The organism is Corynebacterium sp. HMSC14H10 (assembly GCF_001807105.1).
GTDB classification, from domain to species: domain Bacteria; phylum Actinomycetota; class Actinomycetes; order Mycobacteriales; family Mycobacteriaceae; genus Corynebacterium; species Corynebacterium jeikeium_D.
Genome location: NZ_KV787410.1, coordinates 179,697 through 196,540, shown reverse-complemented (window position 1 = coordinate 196,540; position 16,844 = coordinate 179,697). Strand labels below are relative to the sequence as shown.

Sequence of the window (16,844 nt, the reverse complement as noted above, 5' to 3'; positions counted from 1 at the left end):
ATCAGACACACTTTTTGTCACTTAACCCGCACTGCCCCGTTCACTCAATCGGTAGTGGCGGGGTTTTCTTATGCCCAAAAACAGATTCACCCAGGAGTTAACGCAGGATTCAGCAGGCAATACGTGGCTCTTTTTTGGCTCATTTTTGGTGCAAAATACCCGTGAAAGTACGTGAAAGTGCGTGAAAAAGAGTGAAAGATAATGAATACGCGGGCAACCAAAAACCCGCCCCCACCAGGCTAAAAGTCAGGTGAAGGCGGGTTTTAAAATCGTGCCCCCGGTGAGACTCGAACTCACAAAAACAAGCCCCCAAAAACACGCTGACCAGTATAGGGGCTAAGCGGCACCCCGTTTTTGGCTCACTTTTGGCTCACCTAAATTTAAGTGCGCAATCTCCATCGCATCCGCCACCGCATCCAAATCACCATCGAACAAATCAGCGTAAGTATCCAACGTCATCGCTGCCGACGCATGCCCCAACTGACGCTGCACAACCTTCACCGACGCCCCCGACGACACCAACAAACCCGCCGCCACATGCCGCATCCCATGCACCGTCACCACCGGAAAACTCGAATCCTCCGCCCGCACACGCTTCAACGCCCCATGAAAAAACGAACCATGCCCCGGCAACCTCAACGCATCACCATCCGCCCCAGGCCACACAAACTCCTCCGAACCGCGCCCCGACACAATCGGCTCCAGCAAATTACACACGAACCGCGGAATAGCCACACTCCGACTCTCATGACTCTTCAACGAACCAATCTCAACCCGCCCACCAACAGTCACCGCAGCACGCTCCAAATACGCACGCCGACCACTCAAATTCAAATCCCCAACCTGCAACCCAGCCAACTCCGACCATCGAACACCCGTCGTCGCCAAAAACCACACAATCGCCGGCTGACTCGACTCCTCCGCCAAAGTCCGCACCTGCTCCATCGTCAAATACACCTTCACCGGCTTAGGCTTCCTCGGCAACCGCACCCCCTTCGCCGGATTCACCGCCACACACCCATCATCAACCGCCAAATCAAACACCTGAGACAACGCATTATGAGCGCGCCGGGCTGATGTGGCGCCGAGGGGGAAGGTGGAGATCCATTCTTGGATTTCGGAGCGTCGGACGCTGCCGACGGTGCGGGCTCCCCAGGTGGGTTTGACGTGGTTTTTCCAGACGCTTTTGATGGAGCGTAACCCGGAAGGCTTCAGGTGGGTTTGCATGGCGAGCCAACGTTCGCCGAGGGTATCGATACGGGTGTCTTCTTTAGCGGGGTCTACCCAGGAGCCTTTTCGGCGTGCGGTGTTTTGGTCCTCAAACCACGCTTGGGCGGCGATTTTAGTGGGGAATCCACGTTTGCGGGTACGTCGGCCATCGGGGCGGGTCCATTGGACTTCCCAACGGCGGCCTTTTTTGGTGGTGTAGGGGGAGATGGTGGCCATGGGTGCTCCATCTTAGGAAGTCGTGGTTGATCTGCCTGATCGTATTTCTTTAATTTTCTGTTTGAACTCGGGCGAAGCAGCATCTAGGACTCGCTGTTGCAGTTGGCGGTTGCGTTCCTTCTTGCGCTGTTGCTTTGCCTCGTACGAGTTTCGTTTCTGCCAAAATGGGGTAGCGCTGCGTAGCTTGTCGGGGAAGCATTTATAGGCGTGATTATCAGAGTTTGTCCATATAATTGAATTGTTGGTGAATCGAAGGTTTTTCCACACGGTGTTGGCGAGGTCGACTGACCAGCTAAAATCTGACGGGCTAGCGAAGTGGTAGTGGGTTAGGCGTGATAGGAGTGCGCATGTCCAGTCCGCGAGTTGCACTGTGCCGTACATTTTGCTGTCGGCTTGGATTGGAACTTCAATGACGCTGTTGGTGTCGGGGATGGATCGAGAGTAAATGGCTTTGCCGAGCGTAGCGACTGCTCGTTCTCTGTTGTGAGCATCGGTGCCGTCCATGATTACGAGTAACTGTTCGTTTCTGCTCGTAGCGTATGAGCCGAGGCGCTGGATGGTCTGGAATAGGCAGTGATTCTCGCGTTCTTGAGACGATTCGTGGGTCTCACTTACGGGGCCGAGAGGCTTTTCCTGCCCGTAAAAGAATAGGTGCCCGCCTTGCTTCTGCATTTGGTAGTAAATGCGGTTCAGGGCAGGAGTGATTTCGGTCCCGTATAGTTCAATGTTTTTAGTGGTGAGCAGGCTTGCGCCTTTCTTTTCCCATCGCCGTGGGTGGACGCCTGCTTTTTCAATCTCCCAAGATAGGAGGTTTTCTTTAGTGAACTCAAAGAAGCCACCTAACTGCCGGACATTGGCTGCGGGGAGGATGTAGCCGGCATAGCCGAAGATGGGATGTTCACCATACTTTGGGTGGTTTGGCTTGATGAATGGGCCTTGATGACCGAATTCGTCGATATATGCGATGAGCATTTTTCCGCCTTTATGTACTCAACGGCCAGCGCTTAGAGCACTGGCCGTCGGAATTAGCGCGTAACACGTGTTTCAGTGCCGCCACTACTACGGAAAGTACAGAGTTTCTGAATGTTCCGCAAGTAGGGCGAATGTAGGGTGTGTCTACTTGGTATCGAAAAGCTGGATTACATCAGCTTTTTCCTTCTGTGGCACCTTCCGTCTCCTGGGATTTTTCTGGTCGTCCTAGTGCGTCTTTGGGTATCTCGGCTGTGCGTTCGACTGCGATTCTGACGGGTTCGTTAGTTCTCCAGCCACGTGAACTGGCGCATGGATAAACTCCCGATGTTTCAAATCGAAGTATATTATCCACCAGCAGGTTATAGTTTTCCCAAGTATGAAACATCTACTGCCGAGATGCCTTATTGCTTCATGAATCTCACAGCTCGTCGATGTCGATGCCGTTGTCTTCAGCGAGCTGTGGTGTGAACTTATCGCCAAGCTATTTATCTGTTTCTTGCAGGCGCTTGAGATTGCGTCGAAGGGACGATTGGAGTCCCTTGTAGTTCTCTGCCTGTGTTACGAGCGGGGCGATGTAGGCGTTAACTGCTGTCGCGTAGCGGCGAACTGTGGTGATATTCGGCCGCTTTGCTCCGAAGATTGCTTTCTCGAATCGTGTAACAGCAGACCTGTCGACGCCCATCGATTCGGCTACCTGCGCTTGTGACAGGCCTCGCTGCTTGCGAATAGCGATGAGTTGCTCGATGAGATCTACTTCCGCATCGGCTAGGTCGATGCCCAGCTGATCTTCTGGGGTAATCAAATCGTCCAAAAACATGCTATTCCCCCGTGTCTTCGCCTGCTCTTGGCTAGCAGCAGGCAGGTAGACATGTGGTGTATCGGCAAAGTAGTCACCCATACCTACGTTCCTCTCTGTTCATCGACACGTTGTTCAGCCCAGTCTTCGTCGCTGCTATCAACTCCGTGCCATGGGCTGTTAGGAGTAGTCGATTTTGGGGGCGGCGTAAACGCCAGTTGATGCCTCCATCGTCAAGGTTCCAGAGATTCGTTGTATTACGCCTTCGCACGATAGCGTCGTTCCATCTCTGAACCACTTCAGCAAATCATCGAGGTACACGTCTGATACGGTTCCGATTTTCACATCAACATGTGCATCTCGGCCGTTGCGCTTCGTTTTGAGCGTAATCGTGCTTCTGCCATCATCGTCTCGTGCTAGCGCTCTAATGGTTCCCTCGATGAATTCGGAAGAAGGGCATTCAGTAACGAAACATTCGGATGCTCTTGAAAGGAGTTCGTGTGCTTCACGTGGAACTACGATTCTTTCAGGGAGATTTTTAGCAGGTTCTACTTCTGCGTGTGAAGGCGCCCATTCGAAGGTTGTTTCTGAATCGCCAGACTGAGTTCCATGGACTAGCTCTTCAATACCGGAGAGGAGTTCCTTTGAAACTCCAACATCGATGAGCTCGCGCACTTCACTTGGAGTGGGTACTTTCTCAGGTTGGATGATGAGCTTGTCGACTAAGGCAATCGATTTTGCAACCGTTCGGGTGATGGAACGCTCGGGAGAAGGGACTGGGATTCCTTCTTCAGGTGCCATTGGTTCTGTGACAGGTACGTACACGGGGAGAATGTAGGAGCCGCGTTCGGTGTAACCAGCTCTTATGCTTTCAAACCTCCGGCGGCTTTCCTTGTCGAGGTTGCTGCCGATGTTGGCTCGCCTTTTCCGTGAGGTGAAAGCTGCAGACTGGAAGATTTTCCGTGTGCCTGACAGAAGTGTGCTAACTACTGACAGCGGTGCGCCGAACGTAATCTCGGGGTCTAATTCAATGTATTGGGAACGTATACGAGTGATATCGACGTTCCAGTGCTGAATCTGGGCATCAATGGTGCGGTAATCGGAGCCTAGTGCCGATGCGATGCGTTTGACTACGCCTTCATACGCAACGAGATCATCGCTGAGCTGAAAAGGAATCCCGACACGGATTGGTTCTTCAAGATTGCCATTAGGTGCCCAAAGCTCTCCCACGGAACCTTGTGACGCTGCTGTCCAACCGTGCTGCGTGAGCAGCGAATGGATGGTCGTGACGAGTGGGTCGTTATCCACCGTATCCTCCTTTCAATTCCTTGATTGCCCATTGCCTCAGAGTGTCCGCGTGAATCCGATTCGTGTTTGGAATCAGAAGACTTTTGGTTCCGTCTGCGAGATTTGAGACGTTATACCAGTAGGCTTTCCCTTTTAGAACTGTCTGTTGTGCCTGATGCTCTACCCAGCTGTCAACTGGATCGAGCACTAGAACAATCAGATAGACAGGGAGTGCGGACCGATTCCACTTCTCAACCCACTCTTGTTTTATGTGAAATCTTAGCCCTTTATCGGTCGGCTGGATTGCAGAAGTTGCTTTCAATTGCACGCGCAGAGGAGCCTCGAGGAGGTTGATAGCTCCATCGACTCCGTAAATATCCTCGTCGATTGAGGTCTCTTCACAAGGGAAGCCTGCATCGGCGCAAATCGCTCGGAAAAAGCTCGCGCTCAAGCGACTCTTTCTGAGATTGCTGTCTAGGAGAGTGAAATCTACCCCAGCCATTATGCACCCCTGATGCTGGGATTTGCCCCGCCTATCCCATACCCGGAATCAGCGTCAGGTGACGCCGCCGAATCACCCGCCTCGCCTGCGGCATCCGCATCTGGTGACTGTCCTGTATCGTCTCGTTGATTCGATAGCGCCCCGCTGCTGAAAAACATGTCGAGAATCTCGGCAGCATCCACCCGCCGGCCGACACATTCCCGCTCGATATGCTCCACGACCGAAGTGGGCAGCTCCTGCAGTGTGCCAAAGCGCTCTTCAATCATCGTGCTAGGCATTGGCCCGCCAGCCCTGTCGGGAAACGGAGCATGTCCCGGCTCTGCATACAGGCTTCGAATCATCACCCAGCGCCCATCACCACAGAATTCCCACACACGCGAACCGTCACCGAGCGTCACCGCCAAACGCAGAGCAGAAGACGCCACATCCTCCATCTCGTCCCACAGTCCAAACGCAAACCGCACCAGCCGACCACGCCGCCCGCTATCCAAAGCATCAACCGCACGTGGCAACTCATCAACCGCCTGATCTAAAACAACCCGCTGTGCATACACCGGCAACGAATCCAAATGACGAATCGACTCACGCAACTCACCTAAATCATCACCACTACCCGCGCCGGGCTGGGGTAGTGGTTGCTTAACGACGGGTGGCGTCTCAGGTGGCTGTTGTAACTCCGTTGGCTCGCCGCCATTGTGGATTGCGTCGAGGCTACCGGGCGCCCATTGCAGAGCGCGTTCGATCCCGGCCGCAGTCAAGGCTTTGACTTTGGTTGCTTCCGAGCGCTCAAGCTTGCCGACTGTTCGAACCGTTACCCCGGCGAGCTCTGCCACGTCTGACTGCGTCAGGTTGAGTGCCAGACGTCGCTGTTTCATTGCATTGCCGAGGAGTTTCATACCCCCATTGTGGCAGGAACTTTGAGGAATCAAAACCTGGAATATGGCGACTGTTTCCCCTGGGTGGCAGGAAAATCAAACTGGTAATTCCAGTAGTGTTGTTCCGATTTGAAGTGCATATTCATCAAGATTCCCCTCCGATTCCTGGTTTGTTCATTGTTAAATTCCTACAGATTCCTGTACGGTAAGAATCGAGGATAGGAACCAAGAGGAATTAGGAGGTGAGCAAATTGGGAAATGCAAATGCACCAGTAGCACAGCGGGACTGGGTACAGGTTGGCGCTGCTTTAGCGAGCTTCCGTGAACTCCGAGGATTGCGCCAGGCGGATTTTTCGAGGGAACTAGGCGTGTCAACACCGTACTTGCGCAACATCGAAGCGGGGCGGAAGAAGCTCACAAACGTGCTTCTAGCGCGTGCCGCGGAAATCCTCGCAGTCCCACAAATCGCAATTATGCGACCCCGGCCAGACCAAACCGTCTACCCGGACATCGACTACAAGGACCCATCCCACCGCCGCCGCATCACCTACAGCACCGAATACCAAGCCGCTTAACCAGCAAGGCAGCAAGACCAACCGCGCCGGGCAAAAAGAAAACCCGCCATCTTCAACTGGCAAGAAAAAGAAGGCGGGGAGACCACACGCTAAAGGAGGTCAGTATGAGCGACCGAGTCAAGCAACTTATTCGGCTTCTCAAACGGAGAATAGCCTTCAGGCCACTTCGCATTCACTGGAGTAGACGAGCTCACAAGAACGGTCGTTGTCCCGCTCTCGTGAGTTCCAAACTCCATGAACTCAAAACCTGCATCAGACAACAGCGCCGCGTTAATCAACGCGACCTGGTACTCGATAAATGCGCAAGGGGCGGTGTATGTGACAGGCCCAACAGTCAGAGTCGCCATGTTGTCGTCGTTGAAACTGCCGATAGCCTCCGCGAAATCTTCGTCAGAGATTTGCGAAAAAGACATCCTAATCACCTCCCATCCGGGGAAGCGTCCCCTAAGCGGAAATCATATCCAACTGGATAAACGCCGGGCACTGGGGAAGGTGCCGGGCAACAACCGTCAACAAGCGAAAGGAGGAGCTAATCATGGCCTGGAAAAGGGAAGATGATGCCGTCAAAGGGATTGACCCTACGAGCGTTGAGACGGATGTGTTTTGCCACATCAGGCTCAAGCACAAGTTCGTCATTGACATCGAACACGATGCAGCCGTCAGTTTCATCCATGACATGAAGAAGCTGCTCGACAAGGACTTCATCAGCCGGGATCTCGGCCCCACCGAAATGCGGCTTCGCGAACATTACGTGCGAATCCTTGGTGATGTGCTCACCGCTCTTAGTGACGACTCCGGGGACGAAGTTAGCCACATCGATTTCGAGATAACTCCCGTCATCAATGTCCGGTGCGCATATGGAGACCAGCATTCCCTCGTGAAGCCCATCGTTCAGTGCCTTGAAGACGCTGCCAAGAATCGAGTCTTTGACAGACAAACGGAACGGGACAAACGGGGAGAAGGACAAGAAACCCATGACAGCTCCTAACTAGTGCCTATCTAGAAAGTTTAAACGCCGGGCACTGGGGAAGGTGCCGGGCAACAACCGTCGACAAGCGAAAGGAGGAAATAGAGATGTGCGAGAACACACAGGAATGTCCCACCGCGCGAATGCTGCGAGTACCACAGTCGACGCGATGGGACAGCGATCTAGTCGACAGGATGTTCGCCGACCTGCCGTTCAAGCCGTGCGATACGTCGCTCCAATCCAGCAATCGTGTGGACGACTTGTCGAACAAGGGAGGCGAGTGCCAGTACGGATGCAGATTTAATCCTGGCTGGATTGGTGTTTCCGGAGAAGCGAATCGACGAAGGGAGTTGGCTCGAATTCGGAAGCAACACGGAATCTCGCAGATTTGCGCTCAGTGCGGCGACGAATTGGTGCCGGAGTCCACTGCACGAAGACGACTGCATTGCAAACGTCCTCGAAGCGCAATGATGTTTCGAATTCCAGAGAGTCTCCTGGACGCAGCAAAGGAGAAGTTGCGATTTTTTGCTCGCGGTACTCGGCATCTCGGTGAATCCACACGCTCACGCGGTGAGCATTGCCGTCGCCGAAGTTTCCGCAAGACCCGTAAATAATGAGCCGTTTCTCGTCTCTCGATGGATTGGAGAGTTCCCCGGTAAATGACCAGTCAACCAAGGGGCGATTCCACCAAGACCAAAGAGCAGCACCGCCTACGGAAGCGAAAGAGATGCCGGCTGCTACCCATGACGAGACTGTTCCGAAATCCATACATCAACACTAGTTGAGCTCTCAGAAACCACTGGGCAGGGGAGCTATCCGGAAACAACATCTACAAGCGAAAGGAGGAAGCAAACATGGCAAATTCGGAAAATGAAACCCCTGATGTTGCAGCACCAGGGGAGTCATCAAAAACTATCGCCGCGGCAACAAAGTGGGCTGCAGTCGCAAAAAATGCCGCTGATGCAGCACATAATTCTGCAGAACGCGCCCACGGCCACAGCAGGAAAGCAATCGATGTAGCTAGGGCTCTTCACCGAAAGTTTTCATAAAAACAGCTCTCGCCTCGTCGCGACTAGCTACCGCAGCTTCATATGCACTCACCGCATCCAGATATGAGCGTTCTGCGGATTCACAGGATCTCACGGTAGCGGCATACGCCTTTCTGACGGCTGGCAATTCAGCTTCAGGCGCTTGTGTGAGTAGCTCCTCGATATGAGCTTTCGCGCCTTGCGCTTGGTCCGCAGAGTGACGTGTAGCAAGTACTGAGCGCTTGCATAGGTCAGTGTTTTCGCAGCATTCACGGTATGAGCGCCGCGCTTGCTCTTTAAGAGCTTCGAAATCGTCCATTATTCACCTCCTTATCACAAAGAAGGAATATACCGACATGACTACGCAAACAGATGCCCAAATGAAGAGCCCAATCAGCGGAGTGAGGATTTACCGCTACGACACCCGCGATGATCTCCGAGTAGCGATGCACCTACCTCATGGAGCGAACGTAATCGATATCTCTATCGAGGAGGCGCAACGCGTCGCCGAAGACCTAACGCAACTCGTGCCCTAGCTGGCTGGCTGACTAACGAATCAATCCGCCCAGCACTGGGGAAGGCGCTGGGCAGGGCAACCGTCGGCAAGAGAAAGGAGGAAGCAGCGATGAAGTACATGGATTTAGCCAACGCTAGAGGCCAACTGCGTCAACGAATGTTGACCAGACTCCATGACAGTGGCCTAAGCCAGTACCTAGTCATCAACAATGAAGAGTTGCTCGAACAACTCGATGGTCTTACTGAGATACATTTCTGCGTTGGCCATTCGGTCATCGAGGCTCCAAACGCCATAGCTGAAGGGAATGCGCTGGACCCAGTCGGCTACATCGAATTGGAGACGCCAAGTGATATCTACTCCGTCATTCGAGTTGAGTTCGACGCCGCGGCGGAGCGCGATCCACGCGGCTTCCAACTCCTCATCACCCCGGATGAAAGCCTCGAACTGATTGCATACACCACAGCGCGAGGCGTCGATGGCCGGGCTGTTGGAATTGACCTGCAGCTCGATAATGCGCCACACGAGGCAATGCCCACGTCGATGGCGGTCAATTCGAGCGAGATCATGAATCCACCACAGCGCACTTCCGCTGAATCCTCCGGTGGCGTGATAGGGCTGCGTGCGTTCAATGGCTCGGCGAATCCTATCGGAAACCCCATAGGTATTGCACGAAGCGAAAGCGTCAGCAGATCTGCACAACGGGTAGGAAATCCGGCCGGCATTTGGCGGAGGGTCCAACTTGGTTTCTCGGACAACGATTTCGTACATCAGCCCATCGAGAGCGGCACGAAGTTGGTACAGCCACTCTCCGAAGATGAGGGACAGCTCGGTTGGCACAGGTGCGGTCGCATGGAGGCGAAAGGAACGGATATCGCCGTCGCCTACAACCCGGCGCTCAATCGGATTCGCCTTCAGATGTTCGGCACCAAGACTCCACAGCTCGTGGCGGTGCGAAGCCGCTCGCTCTACTCGAGCTACGAGGCGCCGGAATTCGTTTTCACTCATGGACAAATCGTAACGGCTGACACTAATCCAACTGTGTCAATAAAACCAGGGCAGTAAAGGGGAGCACACGTGGAATTAAAAGCAGCAATCGGGAGCACGAGAATCGACGCCACCGAAAGCGAAATCACAATCACCAATACGGACAACGACACGTCAGTGTCGATTCCTTACCGGGCAGTCGGCACTGTTGCCGAAGTGTTGGTGCTCGCAGATAGGTGTCGCACTCCGCTTACACATCCATATACAGCCAGACGAGTCCGTTGGTCGGACTACAGCAAATTGGCGAAATAAGAACAGCCCGAATGGTTACTCAGAGGTTCGATTCCTCTGCCGGGCACTGGCGCGTAGGCGATATGAGAATCGGTCGTCGCAAGCCAGCCACAATGCCGTGGGCCTTTCGCACGGCGGTTTGGCTGCGCGCCTCACAAACCAAATAAAAGGGCCCGCCCCCGCTAGCACCAGGGACAGGCCGAAAGTGTTGAAAGGAACACTGCCATGAAGCATACCGCAAGGAACGAGGTCACCATGCCAACGCAAGACCAAGTGATGTGGACACCCAAGGAAGTCGCCAAGCATTTCCGAGTACACGTGAACTATATCTACGCGCTCTTAAACGCAGGTCGTTTGCAGTACGTGGGTCCTCGCCGTCGACCAGGATCACGACGCCCGTACCTCATCCATGTCACCGAGGTTCATCGCATTGAGCGCGAGGGGCTTCCAGAAGCACCAAGGGGAGCAGCATAAATGAGTAATCCAAACGTTAAGTTCAGCCGCTCAATGTGGCGTGACGCCTACGATTTGCTGGACCACGTCAACACCAGGAACAAATTGCAATGGGCAATGTCGCTGATTCTTGCCGCATCCTCTTTTGTAATGGTCATCATTACCGGCTACGACAATTTCAATTTTGTGCCAATCATTTGGACAATCACAACAATTTTCTGGTTGTGCACGGCGGTCTTTATTTCAAAGTCTGTCAAAAACATTGAGCGTGTTCTTCAGATGAAAAAGAACAACAGTGGTGTCTCTGCGACCCGGTATTGGCCGGAGGCATGACATGAAACAGCTTCGTAGGGTTCGCTCACCGAAGAATCGGTGGGTGCTCGTAGTAGTTCCCGTGCCCCGAGGCGGTAGGAAGCCGGCCACGATCGATTTCGAGGTGTCGTTCGGTGATGTGATGTCAGAGATGCCTCGTAGTCTGAGGTTTCCGGCAACGCTGCCTCGGCGGTTAGGTCGGCATGGGGATGGGCAGCAGTTCATCACCAGAGGGGCCTTGGAGAACCTGGTCACTTTCAATAAGGATGACAAGCGCGTTATGCGCCAGCTTGAGGAGTTCATCGAGCACATCGCAAGTGAGGTGCAAGGTGAACCAGAAAGATAAGCCACGGTGCGCCCGCCGAATCTCAGACGGTCGCTGGCAGGTAGCAATGGCAGGGATTCCGCCGGCCGTGATCTGCAATTCGCTGCAAGACGCTTTGAAGACCGCGGTGGGCATTGAGGAAGTTCCGCCCGGCGATTATGAGGTGTGCCGGCTTGATGCTCGGGGACATGTTCTCGAGCTCATCGAACTGGGAATGTCAGTAGAACATATCGCTGAGTCAGCTCAGGTGGGCTGTCACGCAGTGGAAGCAATCATCTCCGGTACTTCATCCGTCGCTATGGCTGATGTTAATGCGATGGCGCAGGTTGAGTTTGAGCTCTCCGATGCGGAAGCTACCGCGCTAGATCTCCTGCACTTCACGTCATTAGGGGCCACCCTTCGGGAAGCGATTGCATGGTGCCGGAAAAGGGATGGCCTGTCGGCGCAGAAAGCGTGGGCTGCAGTTCCCGTCGTCAAGCAGCGTATGGAGGGGCTGAAATCAGCATGATGCGCCGACGATGGCTGATTTTCCAGATGAAGGTCGAAGCCCACGTGTTGCGGATAGTCCACCGCGGCGAAAAACACTAAGCAGCCGATAGCAGTCAAACATAAGGAGGAAAAATGCCACGCCAAAAGGTTTGTAGGTATTGCGGTTTCCCTATCCGGTGGGCGTGCACACCATTGGGGCATCGGCTTGCCCTTGATGCATCGTCTGACCCAGATGGGACCGTGCAGATCGTACATGGTGCTGCCGTGTTCCTCAGCGCGGAAGAAGCTCTGCGGAAACGGTCTCAGGGGTATTTGCTGTTCCAGCGGCATGTATGCGCCGGTGCTCATGGCAAACGGCGAGCGGGCATGCCTGAGCGGGAGAAACAACGCATGCAACAGCGGCGTGCTGCGCGTGAACGCAAGCGGCTCAATGAGATGACGAAAAACTATAAAGCGGCAGCTAGATGACATCAGATGAATCAGCTGCGCAGCGTTGGTGGGAGCAGCAACAAACGCGACGCCAAATTCAGATCTACCGATTCCTTGGCCCTCGCAAGCGCCCCACCCGCACTGAGATTCCAGGGCAATTAACCATTGATGGACAGGAGATTCCAAGAAATGACGACAGCAGCAGATGATGTAGACGTCGTTGATGCGACGCCGAAAGCACAGCAGCGTCGGCACTTCCGGTTCGTGGCGCCAGCCGTAGAGTTCTCGAACGCGTTGAAGGCAGTCCACCCAATCGCAGTGCCGGGCGATACCGCGGCGCAGTTCGATTCGATTCGCATTGATGTTCGCGAGGATTCGACGGTCACTGTCTCTGCGGCCAACCCGATGATGATGGGCGCCGCGGAAGTGCCCGGTGTCGACGTGATCGCCTCCGGTTCGGTGGATGTCGCGCCTCGAGTCGCGAAGGAGTTAGCCGAAGTTGCGATTCAGAAGGTAACGAACGCTGGGCCGGTTGAGGTCGAGGTTGCCGCTTCGGCGGACTTCATTGAGATAGCGCTTGTTTACGGTTTGCCATTTGAACCGCATAAGACGCGTCGCCCGGTGCAGTCGCCGAGGCAGCCGCTTGAAGGAGTCGCGAAGCATGTCTCCGAGGTGCTGCAGGAAGTGCACGCGAAGGAGCGGAGTTCCGCCATGGTCTCGCAGTCCGGCGTCCTTACTCGTGCGACACCGGCGCAGGAAGTCGCGTTGCAGAAGGCAGCGCGGGCTATTGGGGCTGTGGTGACTCGCTTCCCTTCGACGGCCGAAGCGAAGTTTGTGGCCACGGCTCCGCAGCTCGCGGTCGTGTGGGTCTGTAATCCGGACGGGTCGAATCCTGCGGACGGTGACGAGGAGAAGTTGGACGGCGTCGACGAGCAGCAGAACACCGGGTCGCCTGTTGCGCGACGTGTTGTTGTCGCGCGGCCGTTGGGAGGACTGTCGTAGTCATGACGCTCCAGGTGAAGAAGACGGGAAGTAGCTTTTTGCCGTGGGTTGTTGAGGACGATACCGGTGGCATCGCGTGGTGTGGCTCGTGGGAAGACGCTGTTAGGACTGCGAACGAGTACGCCCGCGAGGTGGAGGTCCAGCTCGTGCGGCCGGACAAGCTGTTCATTGAGCATTGCTACTCATGGAATGTTGGGCGTTACGGCCGTGATATCGCACAGTTCGGCGATGTTGAAGCATCTCGGAGTATGTCCGCCTGTGGTAGCCCCCAGGTTCGCCTGGGGGACATTGAGTTCGCCTCAGTCGACGAGGCTCGTCGGACGGCAGCGCAGTTGCTGTCTGCATGTCAGTGGGCGCAACGGCCGGCAGTAACGGGGAAGGTTTCTTGATGGGTGACAGCGGCGTAAGCAATAACAAGGCCGTCAGGCAGTTCTGTGTGGTGGCGTCAACAGATGGCGGATACACATGGAATTCATTGCGCGTCGCTGGGGTGACATGGATGAGCGCAGAACAGGCACAAGATGTGCACCAGGCGTGCAGTCTGCGGGCCCGCACATATGGCTTGCCTGTGCGGTACCGGGTGCTGTCCCGCACTGTTTCTGCGAACACCATGTGGCCTTATCCGTCTGATGAAGGTGATGACCAAGCCGGTTATCACGAGGAAAGCGAGGATTAGCCGTGGCGCTACCAGTGCCTTGTTGTAGAGATCCGTAAGCAGTTGTGTTGGTTCATTTTGTTACCGCGCCGGTTTTTGATTTGGAGTTCGAAGAATGATTGTTACCGCTTCCCATATTTCTGCTGGGCAGCCCCGGTCCGGGAGTGATGCACCATGGCATGGGTAAGGGTCAGCGATACTTTCAACGAGGCCCCGGAGTGGATGCGAGCCTACGAGCTGGCAGCCGAACGTGGCGATGACCGTCTGGTCAGTGAACTCAAAGGCGCGGCGTCAGCGTTGTTTACGCATTCTGCGCAGCAGTGGACGGATTACAAAATCACCTATGGTGCAGCCGTCCGGCATATCGGCATTAGCCGGGTGGAGCCTGTACTTCAGGATCTGATCACTATCGGGATTATCACCGAGGTGGAGTCTGAAGGTGAGCGGCAATTCATGCTCGTTGAGCGTGAATCGTTTGTTCATGTCATCCGCTCCGATGCGAAGTCGAAGGCAACGAAACGCCGCAACGATCAAAACCGTGCTGGGTTGCAGGTGCCGGTCATGCTCCGTGATGGAGACCAGTGCCGGTACTGCGGTGATGAAGTGGTCTGGGGCGATAAGAAGTCCGATCGTGGCCGTGAGTACGACCACCGTGACATCGATGCGCCGACGACCCCAGACAATTATGTGACGGCATGCCGTGGCTGTAATCAGCTGCGGCATGAATTAGGCGAACGCGCCGAGGAGGAACTTCCGCTCCTCGACCCACCAGAGTCTCCAATGTATGGCCCGGAGCTGCGCAAGAAGCTCTCCCGCTGGGAGGGATTCGTTGCGCGCTGGTGCAAGAAGGAGGGACTCCCGAATCCGCTTATCGCGGACGAGGTTGAGGCCCAGGACAACCCGGCAGCCAGTCGGGAAGTGACCCCTTCTCAGGAAGAAAAAACGGTACGCGCTACGTCCCCGGCCGCGGGCCCAAGCCAGGAGCCCGGCAAGCCGCAGTTCCCCAATACTGATTCCCATGGCCAGGTTGAGTCTGAGGGTAGAGCCGCCAAAGGGAGTTCTCGGCAGCCAGCCGAGACTATTCAAGTCAATGTTGTCCAGTCGCTTCCGGCACTCCCCGCACACCATGCGGGCGGTGCGCCGCAGGGCCGTAAGGCATCGCACGTGCGCGATGCCGGTCCCGCCAAAGGAGCGGAGCCTTTCGCACGTCGCCGTCGCCGACGCCGCCGCAACTAGTTTTCGAGTACACGCCCCGCGATAGGAGGGGCGAAAAACAAACGAGCATGCGGTGCGTCCAAGAGAGCCTACGCGCTTTTGACGACGCGGCCTTTGTCGTACCCAAAAACTTTCCCGTCGACGAAAAAACCGTTCGACAAGGGGAGTAGTTGTCGGGCTGGCACCGGGTCGGGACGGGTCGGGTCGGGACGGGTCGGGTCGGGTCGGGAGGGCTTTTAAATATCCCTCCCCTCTCTTTCTTTCCACCCCCCTTACCTTTGTTGGTTCTCTAGTTCTTTTTGTTGTGGCTTGTTGATTGGAGCCTTATGCCACCGTTGTCGCCGGACCAGGTTGAGCAGCTTGGTCGTGCATTGTCCGCGATTGAATCTATGGCCCCCGCCCTCGCTGAGATGATGGTCCCCTCTCCGCCTGCCTCCGGGGTCAATGGGGGACGGCCCCCGAGTACCCGGGAGTCCCGCCCGCCACTACCGGTGTATCTGCTGGATGTGGAGCACGCGGCGGAGTTGTGCCTGTGGGACTGGGCGCAGGCGCTGGCCTACGAGGTGCAGTGCCGGCCGCCAACCAGCCGGCGCCTTGAGTACGTGGCTCGTTGGCTTCATGATCGTGTGCATGATGTCGCGGAGCGCTCGTGGGCTGATGGCGTGCTCGTTGAGGTTGAGCATCATCGGCGGGTGATAGGCGATAGGGTGAGTCCACCTGAGCCGGTGGCGCGGCGGGAGGTTCCGCAGCAGGGTTCTGCGCGTCAGGTTGCCGATGCTCTTGCGGTGCTTGGTGTGCGTGTCAGTCATACGTCGTTGAGGAAGTGGGCGAAGCAAGGCGAGATTCCAACGACGCTGAACGCTGAAGGCGTGGAACTCTTCGACATCGCAGACTGCATGCGCGCAGTCGCAGCACATCAGTGTGGCGACGACACGCGGTCGACAGGGTAGAACTTCGTGACCTGCGGTTTACAGTCCGTGTGCTAAGCTACGCTTGACTGAAGCGCATGCTCTTAAACCGTTGAATTGAAATGATGGTTTGAGAGCTTTTGCTTTATGTCAGCACATTCGCAATTGCCTTACACGAGTTCCGCTAATGGCAGCGATGGGTCACGGCAGGAAACCACAGAGTCCCACCTGGACAGCAACACCCCTCCAGTAATTCCTAGAGGTCAGTCGGTAGCCCCCAGCTGGCACTTGCTTCCAGGAGGTGTCAGGTATGTCAGGGTGGAAGTCGAACTCCCGGGGTCCCAGATCCCGGGGCGTACCGAAAGCGTTAGCTGAGCAGGTCATGGTGCGCGATCACTTCGAATGTCAAGCGCGGCTGCGTGGCTGCGCACTTATTGCCAACGAAGTGGATCATGTGGTGCCGGTCTTCGAAGGTGGCAATGATGAGTTAGAAAACCTCCGGGCTATCTGCTCGTCGTGCCACAGGAAAAAGACCGCAGGGGAAGCCACCCGCGCCCGGCAGCGACGCCGCCAGCCCGTATGGGTAAAGCCTCACCCAGGTCTACTGTGAGGGGTGGGGGAGGGCCCTCGTTTCTAGGGTCTGGCCAGGGCGGAGGGCATTGCCTTTAAATTTGTGTACGGGTTCCATCATTTGCGCTGGTCAGATAGGAAAACGGGCTAGATTGAACGCTGGCGCGCTTTGCTGACCTGCGGGTTTAAAACTGGCGCAGCGCTAACTTCGATGCCTTATTTCGTGGCCTGTGCGACCGTCTTTAA

At 55.5% G+C, this 16,844-nt stretch carries 21 protein-coding genes; 11 read left to right on the top strand and 10 right to left on the bottom strand.

Annotated features, from left to right (window positions below; translation table 11 throughout):
• Window positions 1-336: 336 nt before the first annotated feature.
• From HMPREF3135_RS02260 to HMPREF3135_RS02235, 6 genes are all read right to left on the bottom strand, one after another.
• Complete coding sequence (locus tag HMPREF3135_RS02260) at window positions 337-1,446, bottom strand: tyrosine-type recombinase/integrase (RefSeq protein ID WP_070437765.1); 1,110 nt, start codon at window positions 1,444-1,446, stop codon at window positions 337-339.
• A gap of 12 nt (window positions 1,447-1,458) precedes the next feature.
• A complete protein-coding gene (locus tag HMPREF3135_RS02255; protein WP_070437762.1) occupies window positions 1,459-2,418 on the bottom strand; it encodes a DUF3800 domain-containing protein in 960 nt (319 codons plus the stop codon).
• Between the two features lie 481 nt (window positions 2,419-2,899).
• Window positions 2,900-3,316: a helix-turn-helix domain-containing protein gene (locus HMPREF3135_RS02250; protein ID WP_070437759.1), complete on the bottom strand. Its 417-nt coding sequence runs from the start codon at window positions 3,314-3,316 to the stop codon at window positions 2,900-2,902.
• A 78-nt stretch (window positions 3,317-3,394) separates the two neighbouring features.
• Window positions 3,395-4,522, bottom strand: coding sequence for a hypothetical protein (locus tag HMPREF3135_RS02245; RefSeq protein WP_070437756.1), 1,128 nt, complete (start codon window positions 4,520-4,522; stop codon window positions 3,395-3,397).
• On the bottom strand, window positions 4,515-5,003 hold the full coding sequence (locus HMPREF3135_RS02240) for a DUF4365 domain-containing protein (protein WP_070437753.1): 489 nt from the start codon (window positions 5,001-5,003) through the stop codon (window positions 4,515-4,517). Before HMPREF3135_RS02240 ends, HMPREF3135_RS02245 begins: the two co-directional genes overlap by 8 nt.
• Complete coding sequence (locus tag HMPREF3135_RS02235; protein WP_070437750.1) at window positions 5,003-5,878, bottom strand: helix-turn-helix domain-containing protein; 876 nt, start codon at window positions 5,876-5,878, stop codon at window positions 5,003-5,005. The genes HMPREF3135_RS02240 and HMPREF3135_RS02235 overlap by 1 nt, the downstream gene beginning before the upstream one ends.
• A 242-nt stretch (window positions 5,879-6,120) precedes the next feature.
• Between HMPREF3135_RS02235 and HMPREF3135_RS02230 the strand changes: the two genes are divergently transcribed.
• Window positions 6,121-6,453, top strand: a complete 333-nt coding sequence (locus HMPREF3135_RS02230; RefSeq protein WP_070437747.1) for a helix-turn-helix domain-containing protein — start codon at window positions 6,121-6,123, stop codon at window positions 6,451-6,453.
• 89 nt (window positions 6,454-6,542) lie between these two features.
• Here HMPREF3135_RS02230 and HMPREF3135_RS02225 read toward each other — a convergent pair whose 3' ends face one another.
• The 3 genes from HMPREF3135_RS02225 to HMPREF3135_RS11290 form a co-directional block, all read right to left on the bottom strand.
• Complete coding sequence (locus HMPREF3135_RS02225; RefSeq protein ID WP_070437744.1) at window positions 6,543-6,866, bottom strand: hypothetical protein; 324 nt, start codon at window positions 6,864-6,866, stop codon at window positions 6,543-6,545.
• Window positions 6,867-6,982: 116 nt separating this feature from the next.
• Window positions 6,983-7,429 (bottom strand): hypothetical protein, encoded by a 447-nt coding sequence (locus HMPREF3135_RS02220; RefSeq protein ID WP_070437743.1) that lies wholly within the window; start codon window positions 7,427-7,429, stop codon window positions 6,983-6,985.
• A 291-nt stretch (window positions 7,430-7,720) separates the two neighbouring features.
• Entirely contained in the window at window positions 7,721-8,188 is a 468-nt protein-coding gene (locus HMPREF3135_RS11290; RefSeq protein ID WP_141739563.1) for a hypothetical protein, read from the bottom strand.
• Between the two features lie 86 nt (window positions 8,189-8,274).
• On the opposite strand from HMPREF3135_RS11290, the gene HMPREF3135_RS11285 reads away from it, so the two are divergent.
• Both HMPREF3135_RS11285 and HMPREF3135_RS02205 read left to right on the top strand, forming a co-directional pair.
• Window positions 8,275-8,469 carry a hypothetical protein gene (locus HMPREF3135_RS11285; RefSeq protein ID WP_141739562.1) on the top strand — a complete coding sequence of 65 codons (195 nt, stop codon included), beginning with the start codon at window positions 8,275-8,277 and terminating at the stop codon, window positions 8,467-8,469.
• A 335-nt stretch (window positions 8,470-8,804) separates the two neighbouring features.
• Window positions 8,805-8,984: a hypothetical protein gene (locus HMPREF3135_RS02205; protein ID WP_070437736.1), complete on the top strand. Its 180-nt coding sequence runs from the start codon at window positions 8,805-8,807 to the stop codon at window positions 8,982-8,984.
• A gap of 176 nt (window positions 8,985-9,160) precedes the next feature.
• Here the strand turns inward: HMPREF3135_RS02205 and HMPREF3135_RS02200 are convergent, their stop codons facing one another.
• On the bottom strand, window positions 9,161-9,970 hold the full coding sequence (locus HMPREF3135_RS02200) for a hypothetical protein (RefSeq protein ID WP_070437734.1): 810 nt from the start codon (window positions 9,968-9,970) through the stop codon (window positions 9,161-9,163).
• 495 nt (window positions 9,971-10,465) lie between these two features.
• Here HMPREF3135_RS02200 and HMPREF3135_RS11280 point away from each other — a divergent pair, with 495 nt between their 5' ends.
• The 8 genes from HMPREF3135_RS11280 (at window position 10,466) to HMPREF3135_RS11645 (ending at window position 16,638) form a co-directional block, all read left to right on the top strand.
• Complete coding sequence (locus tag HMPREF3135_RS11280; RefSeq protein WP_141698017.1) at window positions 10,466-10,714, top strand: helix-turn-helix domain-containing protein; 249 nt, start codon at window positions 10,466-10,468, stop codon at window positions 10,712-10,714.
• Entirely contained in the window at window positions 10,715-11,026 is a 312-nt protein-coding gene (locus HMPREF3135_RS02195; protein ID WP_141739561.1) for a hypothetical protein, read from the top strand.
• 308 nt (window positions 11,027-11,334) lie between these two features.
• On the top strand, window positions 11,335-11,838 hold the full coding sequence (locus HMPREF3135_RS02185) for a hypothetical protein (RefSeq protein WP_141739560.1): 504 nt from the start codon (window positions 11,335-11,337) through the stop codon (window positions 11,836-11,838).
• 599 nt (window positions 11,839-12,437) lie between these two features.
• Window positions 12,438-13,250, top strand: coding sequence for a hypothetical protein (locus tag HMPREF3135_RS02180; RefSeq protein WP_048731124.1), 813 nt, complete (start codon window positions 12,438-12,440; stop codon window positions 13,248-13,250).
• A gap of 2 nt (window positions 13,251-13,252) precedes the next feature.
• On the top strand, window positions 13,253-13,639 hold the full coding sequence (locus HMPREF3135_RS02175; protein ID WP_070437725.1) for a hypothetical protein: 387 nt from the start codon (window positions 13,253-13,255) through the stop codon (window positions 13,637-13,639).
• Between the two features lie 440 nt (window positions 13,640-14,079).
• A complete protein-coding gene (locus HMPREF3135_RS02165; RefSeq protein ID WP_070437722.1) occupies window positions 14,080-15,141 on the top strand; it encodes an HNH endonuclease in 1,062 nt (353 codons plus the stop codon).
• Between the two features lie 305 nt (window positions 15,142-15,446).
• Window positions 15,447-16,070 (top strand): hypothetical protein, encoded by a 624-nt coding sequence (locus tag HMPREF3135_RS02160; protein ID WP_070437719.1) that lies wholly within the window; start codon window positions 15,447-15,449, stop codon window positions 16,068-16,070.
• Between the two features lie 268 nt (window positions 16,071-16,338).
• The gene (locus HMPREF3135_RS11645) at window positions 16,339-16,638 is read left to right on the top strand and encodes an HNH endonuclease (protein ID WP_083280592.1); all 300 of its coding nucleotides are present in this window, start codon (window positions 16,339-16,341) and stop codon (window positions 16,636-16,638) included.
• Window positions 16,639-16,844: the final 206 nt, after the last annotated feature.